Origin of the sequence: Bacteroides sp. 44_46, from assembly GCF_001915465.1 — a bacterium.
Classification (GTDB): domain Bacteria; phylum Bacteroidota; class Bacteroidia; order Bacteroidales; family Bacteroidaceae; genus Bacteroides; species Bacteroides clarus.
Genome location: NZ_MNQO01000013.1, coordinates 251,537 through 263,532, shown reverse-complemented (window position 1 = coordinate 263,532; position 11,996 = coordinate 251,537). Strand labels below are relative to the sequence as shown.

Genomic DNA, 11,996 nt, shown 5'->3' with positions numbered 1-11,996 from the left:
ACCGAACTTTCATTATAATATTTATAAGTTTATGATTTAGTATTCGTACTTTTGTGAAGCACTAAACAAAAACAAAAATGAAGCAAGAAGTATTGTTTGTAATATTAAATGAATATGCCGACTGGGAAGGCGCTTTCATAGCAGCCTGCCTGAACATGGGAGTAATGCCGGGCAGCGAAGTGATGTATACACCCAAAGTCGTTGCCCCGACATTGGATGCTGTGCGTTCTATCGGCGGTTTCTGTACGCTACCCGATTATAGTTTCCAGACGATGCCCACAGATTATGCGGCATTGATACTGATAGGCGGCATGCAATGGAATTCTCCCGAAGCGGCACAAGTGGTTCCTTTGGTGAAGGATGCTCTACAACGTGGAAAAATCATTGGCGCCATCTGCAATGCCGCCTCTTTCATGGCAAAGCACGGCTTCCTTAATAACGTAAAACATACGGGAAATACCATACAACAGTTGAAGCTTTGGGGTGAACAGAACTATACCAACGAAACCGGTTATGAAGAGAAGCAGGCCGTCAGCGACCAAAATATCGTCACAGCCAACGGCACCGGGCAGCTGGAATTCTGTCGCGAGCTTCTTTTGTTGTTAAAAGCCGATACGCCGGAAAGAATTCATGAATCCTATGATTTCTATAAAAACGGATTTGTAAGATAAAGAAAGGAGGCCTATGGACTGAGCCTAAGACAGCCTTAGTTCAAGCTCAGTCCATACGTACCTAAGGTCTCCATCTCGTCTGCCGTATAACTTCCCTGAGACTTGATATGCTGTACTTCTTTCATGAATGCCTCGACATGAGCCAGAAAGTCCCGGAAAGTCTTCATCTCTCGAGGATGTCCTTCCACCGTCGGCAAACGTTTGGCAATGTCCAACTGAATAACCAACTTCATCATTTTCATATCCAGCCGGGGCATATCGGGAGAGGGTTTGCGCATACACAATTGCAGAATACTCTGCATCGTGGCAGACATCCTGTTCATGGCAAGTATCTGTTCCTTCATCGGGTTATCATTCAGCAATACCTTCTGCGCTTCCTCGGTAAAAGGAGACAGCATATCAAGAATATTCTCTTTATACTCCGCCATCTCGACGCTCAGCCGGTAATTAACAGGCAGCAGTTTATCGGCAGCAGACTTATCTTTTGTTTTCAGCGAGGAAAGATACCGATTGAAATTAGCATAAAATTGCTTTCTAACCTGAAACAACTGCATAAAATTCTGTTTCAGATTGCGCCGGGTCTCTTCATTAAAATACGTACCGGGATTAACGACCGATGCAGAATCTTTCTGAGAGAAAGCCGGAGGAACAACAGCCGTCAGTATCGGCGCATCCCCATTCTGTTCCATATATCCCAATACGGAATTCACATCCTTCTCCACCACCAGATTCTTCAACAGGGCGAGCGAGGCATTGTAGTACTTCATCACCTTATCCGCCTGTTCCACTTCCGCTGCAGAATATTTTTCGGAAGTTTTCCGCTGAACACCGCTACCGCAAGCAGCCAACATAAGAGTAACCGCAAACGCTCCCGCAAACATTAAATTCTTTCTCATAAGGTTTCCTTTCATTTTTCAATATGCACGTACCATTCGCATGTACGCTTTTATTCACTAATTTTGCAAATCATTATGCGGAACAAACAAACGATGAAAGAGATAGGTTCCGGTATATCGTTTAATTTTCAAGAAAAAGATGCAAAACACTACTATAAAAGGTTTTCTATATGCGGCACTCTCCTCGTCCACATTCGGACTGGCGCCTTTCTTCAGCATATCATTGTTGGTAGCGGGATTCTCATCCTTTGAAGTGCTGACATACCGCTGGGGAATCGCTTCACTCATTTTGGCAATTGCCGGCATCATATTGGGAGAGCGGTTCCGAATCACCGGGAAAGACTGGCAGACCGTATTCATACTAAGCCTGTTCAGAGCCACCACCTCATTCAGCCTCGTGATAGCCTACCAAAATATTGCCAGCGGCGTAGCATCCACCATTCACTTCATGTACCCTCTGGCAGTAGCGCTCACCATGATGCTGTTTTTCAAGGAAAAGAAGTCTTTCTCCATCCTGTTTGCAGTGTTCATTTCATTGATAGGCGCGGCGTTACTGTCATCGGGCGAGATAGATTTCAAAGGCGGAGATACTGCAACAGGACTGATCGCCGCCGCCATTTCCATATTCTCGTACGGCGGATATATTATAGGTGTACGGAAAAGCCGCGCTGCCAACATCCCGTCTACGGCACTGACCTGCTATGTCATGGGATTCGGAACCCTATTCTATATTATAGGCGGCTGTCTGACAGACGGCATCCGACCGGCAACAGACAGCCATGCATGGCTGAACATCCTCGGACTGGCAATACCGGCAACGGCCGTTTCCAATATCAGTCTGGTAAAGGCAATCAAACATGTAGGCCCCACGCTTACATCCATCTTCGGAGCATTGGAACCTCTGACCGCCATAATCATCGGATGTTGCGTATTCAAAGAAAGCTTCACATGGAGCAGCGCTATCGGAATCGCCCTGATTGTGACGGCAGTGACAGTAGTCATCCTGCACGAAAACGGCACGGGCAAAGTGCGCAAGAATCCTACTTCGTCCGCTTATAATCCGCGATAAATCCTTCCATCATCCACTTTGCCAAAGCCTGGCGGTTGGAGCTGATAACGAAACGACGTTGGTCGAACGTATTCTGGATATTGCCCAATTCCACAAAAACGGAAGTCGGCGCGGCTTTCAGCAATACATAAAGGTTGCGTGAGCTGACAGTCCCTTCAAACCCGCGGTTTGGCTGGTGTTTGTCGTACTTCGACTCGAAAGTTTCTTTCATGGTAACCGCCAGCTTCTTTCCCAACACGCTTTTCGGGGCATGGTAAAAGAAGACATCCGTCTGCGCGCTCTTGCTACGGCTGTCTACGTGCAGAAAGATGGCCCGGCAATACTTATATTTCTGACGGTCTTTCCGATAGAGTTCATTGATTTTGGCACAACGCTGTTGCAGACGGGCTACCTGGTTCAGCGGAATAGCTTCTCCCATACAAGTTTCCCGCTTACTGTTGGATAGATAGCGGTCGTCACGAATCCCGTCTTTGGCATCCTGAATGATGATACGTACTTCCGCCCCTTCCTGCATCAGGTTACGGGCAAGGCGCAAGGCAACATCATAGGCATATTCATCCTCATGCAACTCCACCTTTCCTATTTTCCCGATAGCTCCCGGGTCGGGACCGCCATGCCCGCTGACTACATAGAAGCAAGCGCCCTGTAAGCGGTTGGAAGTCACTTTCACATCAGCCAGTTTCTTCCCGAACAACCGTTCCCGAACCGCTCCCTTTTTGCCGGCGGCAGATTTGGATGAAGCGGCGGCAGAAGTCCCCTTCTTCAAGGGAGGCAATATATACTTCACTCCCAATCGCAGTTCCTCTTTTCCACGCAGACGCTTCTCGTTCAGCTTCATAAACTCGTTATAGCAGGCTTTTCCGGGACGCTTGTTCCGCTCCAGAAAAGCGGAAATACCCTCACCCGCCTTGGGTGTGGCATATTCTCCCTGAGCAGAGACCTCAAAAACAAGAAAAGTACAAAAGAAGATAGCCAGCAAGCAAAATATACGTTTCATATTCCCGTTATTCGTCATTTATTCGTATCGGCAGTAAATTTTCAACTGCTAAATTATTGCATTTTACCATTCACGCGTACAAATTTATATTTTTTTCCCTACTTTTGCGACAACTTACGCGTTTTAAAGAAAAGAAACTCTAAAAACAGATAGCATTATGGCAAAGCAATTCAAGCCGGAGACACTGTGCGTACAGGCAGGGTGGACTCCTAAAAAGGGTGAACCCCGTGTACTCCCCATTTATCAAAGTACAACTTTCAAATATGACACCAGCGAACAAATGGCTCGTCTGTTCGACCTCGAAGACAGCGGTTACTTCTACACCCGTCTGCAGAATCCTACGAACGATGCCGTTGCCGCCAAGATAGCCGCTCTTGAAGGCGGTGTAGCCGCTATGCTGACATCGAGCGGACAGGCTGCGAATTTCTATGCTATCTTCAACATCTGTCAGGCAGGCGACCACTTCGTATGCTCATCCACTATCTATGGCGGAACATTCAACCTGTTTGGCGTAACAATGAAAAAACTGGGCGTCGACGTGACTTTTGTCAACCCGGATGCGCCCGAAGAGGAAATCTCCGCAGCTTTCCGTCCGAATACCAAAGCCTTGTTCGGCGAAACGATCTCCAACCCAACGCTGGAGGTTCTCGATATCGAAAAGTTTGCCCGCATCGCCCACAAGCATGGGGTGCCGTTGATTGTAGACAACACTTTCCCCACTCCTATCAACTGCCGCCCGTTTGAATGGGGAGCCGATATAGTAGTCCACTCCACCACCAAATACATGGACGGACACGCCACCAGCGTAGGCGGCGCAATTGTAGACAGCGGTAATTTCGACTGGGACGCGCATGCCGACAAATTCCCCGGCCTCTGCACTCCGGACGAATCGTATCACGGGCTCACTTATACAAAAGCTTTCGGCAAACTGGCTTACATCACGAAAGCTACGGCGCAGTTGATGCGCGACCTCGGCAGCATCCAGTCTCCACAGAATGCCTTCTTGCTGAACCTCGGTCTGGAAACGCTGCACCTGCGTATGCCTCAACATTGCGGCAATGCCCAGAAAGTCGCCGAATACCTTTCTAAGAATGACAAAGTGGCATGGGTAAACTATTGCGGTCTGCCCGACAATAAGTACTACGAGTTGGCACAGAAATACATGCCGGGCGGTTCGTGCGGCGTTATCTCCTTCGGGCTGAAAGGCGGTCGTGAGGTATCCATCAAATTTATGGATTCACTGAAGCTGGCTGCTATCGTAACCCACGTTGCCGATGCGCGTACCTGCGTGCTTCACCCTGCCAGCCATACGCATCGTCAGCTTTCTGACGAGCAACTGTTGGAAGCCGGTATCCGTCCCGACCTTATCCGCTTCTCGGTGGGTATTGAAAATGCGGATGATATTATCGCTGATATAGAGCAAGCGCTGAATGCGTAACCAAATAAATTTTGCACCACAGCGAAAAAGAAATATCGCTGTGGTGCAAAACCTTTTTCAGATGATTTCGGCCTGATAAGCCGGAAGTCTTATTCCACTTTCAACGTAATCGGCAAACTCGCCTTACCCTGATAGAATGTCCCTGCCTTAACGACCGAAGCATCGCACTTCACCGGCATTTCCCACAAAGCGGAATTTACAGTCGGTTCTGAACCATCCATTGTATAACGTATTTCAGCGCCTTGAATGGCTGTATTGGCGTAAAGTGTACCGTCTTTCACCAGCAATCCCGGATGCGGCAGGCGGAAATTGATACCGTTCTTCGCCCAATAAGGCATTTCCATATCACTGATTTTTTCATAATACAGCGCCAGCGCTTTGTCGAAAGCTTGTTGTTCCTGTGCGCCTCGCAGTTTTTCCCATGCCGGATAAGCATTCCAACCACGCTCTGCCAGTCCCATGATTTTCGGGAAAAGAAGATATTCCACACCGCTGAAGCTACGGATTGTTTCGGCAAACAGCTGACCTTGCACACCCAGAATATTCGTTCGGCCTTCTGCCGTCAGAACAGTTTTTCCTTTTTCCGCTTTATCCAAATCAACAGAATCCCCTGCTCCGTCCGTACGCAATGAACGATAGATGCTGAAAGGAAGCATGGAAAAAGAGATTGCCTCATCCACATAGCCGCCCCAGTCGAGCCCGCGCTCATCAGGATGCCCGTTGTAAGCCATATCCATATAGAAATTGCCCACATTGCAGAGAATCACCGGATAACCGTTATTGGCAATCTGATAAACCACTTCATCGTAGCCCGGAACTGTATTCCAGCAGTACACGCCTGCCGCCTGAGTCCGCAATTGCCGGTGAGCCTCTTCGGTATGCCCCAAAGCCACTTCCTGCCACCCGCTGAACTTCAGACCATTCCTTTGCATGATGCCGGCCATTTGCGTGATGAAATACTCTGCCAAATCATGCGGTTTCGTCATACCTTCCTCTTTCATCAATGCCCGGCACTTGGGAGAACCCAGCCATACGCCGCGCGCCACCTCATCACCGCCAAGATGCACCGTAGTCAGCGGTACTCCGGCTTCCTCATACATAGCCGCAAGTTCCTGAATCACTTTCTCCATAAAGCGGTAGGCGGAAGGCATGGCCACATTTATCACATTGTCTGTATAATACTGCACGGACGCATAGCGGGAAGTATCTTCCGGCTCACTCAACAGATATTCGGCGGCCTTTTCCATATCCGTATCCTTATACCTGTTGTAACGTGCTTTCATGGAAACGATAGCCGCACGGGCATGTCCGGGAGATTCTATTTCCGGTATGACGCGGATATGCCTTTCGGCGGCGTAACGTAGCAAACCGATAAAATCCTCGCGGGAGTAATGTCCGTTGCCTACTGTTGAGGCATCCGGGTCATAGCCGCCATCGTAACAGGGATAGAGGCATCGGCTCTCGTCAGTGGTATGTCCGCGACGGCTGCCTACGGCCGTCAGTTCTTCCAGTCCCGGAATTTCCAAACGCCATGCTTCGTCATCCGCAAAATGGAAATGAAGCACATTCATTTTGTAAGAAGCGAAAATATCCACCAGCTTTTTCAGATTGTCCGCGGTAGTGAAGTTACGGGCAATGTCTATCATCTGCCCGCGGTACAAAAGGTCGGGATAATCTTCCACGGACATGGCGTCCAGCCGGTACGGCGCTTTTTTATCTTTCAGCATCGCCAGCAAAGTCTGCGTACCGTTGAAAACTCCGTGCGGCGTGGCGGCGCTGATTTTTATCCGGTCGCTGCCTATAACCACATCATAGTATTCATCGTTCACAGCTTTCGCCTTGTCGGCCAAAGTTTCCAAAGCAATTGTGACGGGAGCTTGGCCAACTATCTCCAAACCATACAAGGCGGACAGTTTCTCTTTCAGCAGCTTCGCCTCGCCGGCATACTCGTCCGGATAAACCAAAGCCACCTTACCGTCCAACACAACACCACCCTCGGCAGGCGTTACTTTCTTTACCGACGGCAATATATCCGACTGTTTCAAAGCCGGCGCATGCGCCAAACGGAGGTTCGATTCGTATATCTTAACCGCATCCGGATAGCCGGGCAGTGATTCCGGCGAGGGCAACCCAAGCGCATTCAGCGTTACGGGAAGCGGCTTGCCTTCCTTACCGTCTGTCGCAGCTACCCAATAAGTACCCTCGGGCGCATGCGAGTTCCGGTCCAGCTTGTAAGAACACAGGAAAGTGATACGCATGGAATCGCCGGGTGCCAGCGAAGTGAAGCTTTCCGTCGGATACATCTTAAAGAAGTTTCCGTTCACCGACTCCACCTTAACGGCAGGATTCCCCGCCTGCTTCACATTGCGGGGAAGCTGTGAATAATAGATTGTCCAATCTTTGGGAAGAGGAGCATCGGAGATGTTTTTAAGAACAAAGGAGTTCTCATAATAACCGGGAGCAATGTCGCTCGCCCCCATTTCCCAGGTCAGGGAAACCGGAGCTTCGGATTTGTCACTCGTTCCGCATCCCGTCCAAAACGGCACGGTGCAAAACAATAATCCTGCAAGAGGAAGTTTCAAAATTTTCATAAAATACTTGTGTTAAGTTAATAATCGGGGGTAATTACTTAAATCTACTGCCAAAAATAAGCATTTTTAGTTTATTTACTGATAAATCTAATAGAATTTATCAGTCACAAGCTACAATTTAGAACTTTTATCTCTAAATTTGCGACCAAATTATAACCATTTTAACTAATCTACCATGGCTAAGATAACCAAAGAAGCCGCCTTGCTTTATCACTCGCAAGGCAAACCGGGAAAAATTGAGGTAGTGCCGACCAAGCCCTACAGTACACAAACCGATCTTTCACTCGCTTATTCTCCGGGCGTTGCGGAACCTTGTCTCGAAATCGAGAAGAATCCGCAAGACGCGTACAAATATACAGCAAAAGGTAATCTGGTAGCTGTAATTTCCAACGGAACCGCCGTTCTCGGTTTGGGCGACATAGGCGCGCTCAGCGGCAAGCCCGTTATGGAAGGAAAAGGGCTGTTATTCAAAATTTATGCCGGTATCGATGTATTCGATATTGAAGTGAACGAAAAAGACCCCGATAAGTTTATCGAAGCGGTCAAAGCAATCGCCCCCACTTTCGGCGGTATCAATCTGGAAGATATCAAAGCTCCCGAATGTTTTGAAATAGAACGCCGTCTGAAAGAAGAGCTCGACATCCCCGTGATGCACGACGACCAGCATGGTACAGCCATCATCTCCAGCGCCGGACTGCTGAACGCCCTGGAAGTGGCAGGCAAGAAGATTGAAGATGTAAGAATCGTGGTGAACGGCGCAGGCGCTTCCGCCACCTCTTGCACCAAGCTATACGAGTCGCTCGGCGCGCGCCGTGAAAACATCCTGATGCTGGACAGCAAAGGCGTCATCACCAGCGACCGCGAAAACCTGACCGAACAGAAACGTTACTTTGCAACCGACCGTCGCGACGTGCATACCCTTGCCGAAGCCATCAAAGGCGCCGACGTATTCCTCGGCCTGTCCAAAGGCAATGTATTGACACAGGATATGGTGCGCAGCATGGCCGACCATCCCATTGTGTTCGCCCTTGCCAACCCTACTCCGGAAATATCTTACGAAGACGCCATGGCCGCACGCCCGGATGTATTGATGTCTACCGGCCGTTCCGACTATCCGAACCAGATTAACAACGTCATCGGCTTCCCTTACATCTTCCGCGGCGCGCTCGACACGCAAGCCAAAGCCATCAACGAGGAAATGAAGATTGCCGCGGTACACGCCATCGCCAACCTCGCCAAGCAACCCGTACCCGATGTAGTGAACGAGGCCTACCATGTAAACAACTTCACTTTCGGTCCTGAATACTTCATCCCGAAACCGGTAGACCCGCGCCTCATCACCGAAGTATCTTGCGCGGTAGCCAAAGCCGCCATGGACAGCGGCGTAGCCGGCAAGAGCATCGAAGATTGGGATGCCTACAAACTGCAACTGCGCGAACTGATGGGCTACGAAAGCAAACTCACCCGCCAGCTCTACGACACTGCCCGCCGCAACCCGCAGCGCGTAGTCTTTGCCGAAGGCATTCACCCGAATATGCTGAAAGCTGCCGTTGAAGCCAAAGCCGAAGGTATCTGCCACCCTATTATATTAGGTAATGACGAAGCAATCGAGAAATTGGCGAAAGAACTCGACCTCAGCCTCGAAGGCATCGAAATCGTAAACCTGCGCCATCCTGACGAATCGGAACGCCGCGAGCGTTATGCACGTATCCTCTCCGAAAAGCGTGCCCGCGAAGGCGTTACCTACGAAGAAGCCAACGACAAGATGTTTGAGCGCAACTACTTCGGTATGATGATGGTAGAAACCGGCGAGGCCGACGCTTTCATCACCGGATTGTACACCAAATACAGCAATACCATCAAGGTAGCCAAAGAAGTAATCGGCATCCGTCCGGAATACAAGCATTTCGGTACCATGCACATCCTTAACTCCAAAAAAGGTACGTACTTCCTTGCCGACACGCTCATCAACCGCCATCCCAACGCGGAAACACTGATTGATATCGCCAAACTGTCGGAATATACCGTACGCTTCTTCAACCATACGCCCGTTATGGCCATGTTGAGCTACTCCAACTTCGGAACAGACAAAGAAGGAAGTCCGGTAAGCGTGCACGAAGCCGTGGACTATATGCAGCAAAACTATCCCGACCTTGCCATTGACGGTGAAATGCAAGTGAACTTTGCCATGAACCGCGAACTGCGCGATGCCAAATACCCCTTCACCCGTCTGAAAGGAAAGGATGTGAATACGCTTATCTTCCCGAACCTGAGCTCCGCCAACTCCGCATACAAATTGTTGCAGACAATGGATATGGATTCCGAGCTTATCGGCCCGATACAAATGGGGTTGAACAAGCCTATCCACTTCACCGACTTTGAAAGCTCCGTACGCGATATAGTAAACATCACTGCGGTGGCGGTTATCGACGCCATTGTAGATAAAAAGAAAGCCGGTAAATGAAAAGACGATTATCCAAATTCCAAATAGTTTGCATTACGCTTCTTTGGGCGGCACTTTGTTACATCGTCTTGACTTCCGCTGAACGAATTGACGGGCCAATCATTCTAACGCTTATCATTTCGGCGGCATTGGTATTCATTCCTGTAATAAAAGCTCTCAAAAGAGGATAAATAATATCTTTTTATTCCTTTTTGCGGGATAAAACAACATTTTTGCTGTTTTATCCCGCATTTTCTTTATAAATTGTTTGCTTGTATCATTTTTATGTTTACTTTTGCAACCGCAACGAGAGATAAAGCGATAAGGTAATAAAGTGATGAGGCTTACACTTATGTTCATCGCACGATGATACAGAAGCAACGCCATCACCCTACCGCATCACCACTTTATAACACAAATATGTAACCAATTTAAAGAAATAGATTATGAATGCAGCTAAGGTATTAGAAGATTTGAAAAGACGGTTCCCCAACGAACCGGAGTATCATCAGGCAGTAGAAGAAGTTCTTTCTACCATTGAAGAAGAGTACAACAAACATCCGGAGTTTGACAAAGCCAATCTGATTGAACGTCTTTGCATCCCCGATCGCGTTTACCAATTCCGTGTTACTTGGGTGGATGACAAGGGTAACGTACAAACCAACATGGGTTACCGTGTACAGCACAACAACGCCATCGGTCCGTACAAAGGCGGTATCCGCTTCCACGCTTCCGTGAACCTGTCCATTCTGAAATTCCTTGCTTTCGAACAGACTTTCAAAAACTCACTGACTACCCTGCCTATGGGTGGCGGTAAAGGCGGTTCGGACTTCTCTCCGCGCGGCAAGTCAAACGCAGAGGTTATGCGCTTCGTTCAGGCTTTCATGCTGGAACTGTGGCGTCACATCGGTCCCGAGACTGACGTTCCCGCCGGTGACATCGGTGTAGGCGGCCGTGAAGTAGGTTTCATGTTCGGTATGTACAAGAAGCTGACCCACGAGTTTACCGGAACATTTACAGGAAAAGGCCGCGAATTCGGCGGTTCGCTGATCCGTCCGGAAGCTACGGGTTACGGTAACATCTACTTCTTGCTGGAAATGCTGAAAACCAAAGGCACAGACCTTAAAGGTAAGACCTGCCTGATTTCCGGTTCGGGTAACGTAGCCCAGTACACTGCCGAGAAAGTATTGGAAATGGGCGGTAAAGTTTTAACGATGTCCGACTCCGACGGTTACATATACGACCCCGCAGGTATCGACCGTGAAAAACTGGATTACATCATGGAGTTGAAGAACCTCTACCGTGGACGTATCCGCGAATATGCAGAGCAATATCCGGGCGTTAAATACGTAGAAGGCGCACGTCCCTGGAGTGAAAAAGCGGATATTGCCTTGCCGTCCGCCACTCAGAATGAAATCAACGGTGACGATGCCAGAAAACTTATCGCCAACGGTGTAATGGCGGTATCCGAAGGCGCCAACATGCCTTCTACTCCCGAAGCCATCAAAGTATTCCAGGAAGCCAAGATTCTGTATGCTCCGGGTAAGGCGGCCAACGCCGGCGGTGTATCGGTATCGGGTCTGGAAATGACTCAGAACTCCATCAAACTGGGTTGGAGCTCCGAAGAAGTAGACGAGAAGCTGAAAAGCATCATGAAGAATATCCACGCCGCTTGCGTGCAATACGGTACGGAAGAGAACGGTTACGTGAACTATGTGAAGGGCGCTAACGTTGCCGGATTCATGAAAGTAGCCAAAGCCATGATGGCACAAGGTATTCTGTAAGAACAGACAGCCATAGTATAATAAAACAGAGGCGGGAAGATACAATGTTCCCCGCCTCTATTTTTTTATTTAATAATATTGTCTACATTTACTCCCCGTTAAAAGAG

8 protein-coding genes are annotated in these 11,996 nt (G+C 48.8%); 5 read left to right on the top strand and 3 right to left on the bottom strand.

Annotation, left to right across the window (positions count from 1 at the left end):
• The first annotated feature begins 77 nt into the window (after window positions 1-77).
• On the top strand, window positions 78-671 hold the full coding sequence (locus BHV73_RS06255; protein ID WP_087412693.1) for a type 1 glutamine amidotransferase family protein: 594 nt from the start codon (window positions 78-80) through the stop codon (window positions 669-671).
• A 35-nt stretch (window positions 672-706) separates the two neighbouring features.
• Here the strand turns inward: BHV73_RS06255 and BHV73_RS06250 are convergent, their stop codons facing one another.
• The gene (locus BHV73_RS06250; RefSeq protein ID WP_195620816.1) at window positions 707-1,567 is read right to left on the bottom strand and encodes a DUF6845 domain-containing protein; all 861 of its coding nucleotides are present in this window, start codon (window positions 1,565-1,567) and stop codon (window positions 707-709) included.
• A 139-nt stretch (window positions 1,568-1,706) separates the two neighbouring features.
• On the opposite strand from BHV73_RS06250, the gene BHV73_RS06245 reads away from it, so the two are divergent.
• On the top strand, window positions 1,707-2,636 hold the full coding sequence (locus tag BHV73_RS06245) for a DMT family transporter (RefSeq protein WP_087412691.1): 930 nt from the start codon (window positions 1,707-1,709) through the stop codon (window positions 2,634-2,636).
• On the opposite strand, the gene BHV73_RS06240 is transcribed toward BHV73_RS06245, so the two are convergent.
• The gene (locus BHV73_RS06240; RefSeq protein WP_087412690.1) at window positions 2,608-3,651 is read right to left on the bottom strand and encodes an N-acetylmuramoyl-L-alanine amidase family protein; all 1,044 of its coding nucleotides are present in this window, start codon (window positions 3,649-3,651) and stop codon (window positions 2,608-2,610) included. The two genes, BHV73_RS06245 and BHV73_RS06240, sit on opposite strands and share 29 nt — an antisense overlap.
• Before the next feature lie 139 nt (window positions 3,652-3,790).
• Between BHV73_RS06240 and BHV73_RS06235 the strand changes: the two genes are divergently transcribed.
• Window positions 3,791-5,071 (top strand): O-acetylhomoserine aminocarboxypropyltransferase/cysteine synthase family protein, encoded by a 1,281-nt coding sequence (locus BHV73_RS06235; protein ID WP_009123271.1) that lies wholly within the window; start codon window positions 3,791-3,793, stop codon window positions 5,069-5,071.
• A gap of 89 nt (window positions 5,072-5,160) precedes the next feature.
• On the opposite strand, the gene BHV73_RS06230 is transcribed toward BHV73_RS06235, so the two are convergent.
• A complete protein-coding gene (locus BHV73_RS06230) occupies window positions 5,161-7,662 on the bottom strand; it encodes a family 20 glycosylhydrolase (protein ID WP_087412689.1) in 2,502 nt (833 codons plus the stop codon).
• Window positions 7,663-7,837: 175 nt separating this feature from the next.
• Between BHV73_RS06230 and BHV73_RS06225 the strand changes: the two genes are divergently transcribed.
• Both BHV73_RS06225 and BHV73_RS06220 read left to right on the top strand, forming a co-directional pair.
• The gene (locus tag BHV73_RS06225) at window positions 7,838-10,126 is read left to right on the top strand and encodes an NADP-dependent malic enzyme (RefSeq protein ID WP_009123269.1); all 2,289 of its coding nucleotides are present in this window, start codon (window positions 7,838-7,840) and stop codon (window positions 10,124-10,126) included.
• Window positions 10,127-10,551: 425 nt separating this feature from the next.
• Window positions 10,552-11,889, top strand: a complete 1,338-nt coding sequence (locus BHV73_RS06220) for an NADP-specific glutamate dehydrogenase (RefSeq protein ID WP_009123266.1) — start codon at window positions 10,552-10,554, stop codon at window positions 11,887-11,889.
• The last annotated feature ends 107 nt before the right edge of the window (window positions 11,890-11,996 follow it).

Bases quoted from the DNA above. Each gene is read 5' to 3' on its own strand.
- BHV73_RS06225 (WP_009123269.1), top strand. From the start codon at position 7,838: ATGGCTAAGATAACCAAAGAAGCCGCCTTGCTTTATCACTCGCAAGGC.
- BHV73_RS06255 (WP_087412693.1), top strand. From the start codon at position 78: ATGAAGCAAGAAGTATTGTTTGTAATATTAAATGAATATGCCGACTGG.
- BHV73_RS06250 (WP_195620816.1), bottom strand. From the start codon at position 1,567: ATGAGAAAGAATTTAATGTTTGCGGGAGCGTTTGCGGTTACTCTTATG.
- BHV73_RS06240 (WP_087412690.1), bottom strand. From the start codon at position 3,651: ATGACGAATAACGGGAATATGAAACGTATATTTTGCTTGCTGGCTATC.
- BHV73_RS06220 (WP_009123266.1), top strand. From the start codon at position 10,552: ATGAATGCAGCTAAGGTATTAGAAGATTTGAAAAGACGGTTCCCCAAC.
- BHV73_RS06245 (WP_087412691.1), top strand. From the start codon at position 1,707: ATGCAAAACACTACTATAAAAGGTTTTCTATATGCGGCACTCTCCTCG.
- BHV73_RS06235 (WP_009123271.1), top strand. From the start codon at position 3,791: ATGGCAAAGCAATTCAAGCCGGAGACACTGTGCGTACAGGCAGGGTGG.
- BHV73_RS06230 (WP_087412689.1), bottom strand. From the start codon at position 7,662: ATGAAAATTTTGAAACTTCCTCTTGCAGGATTATTGTTTTGCACCGTG.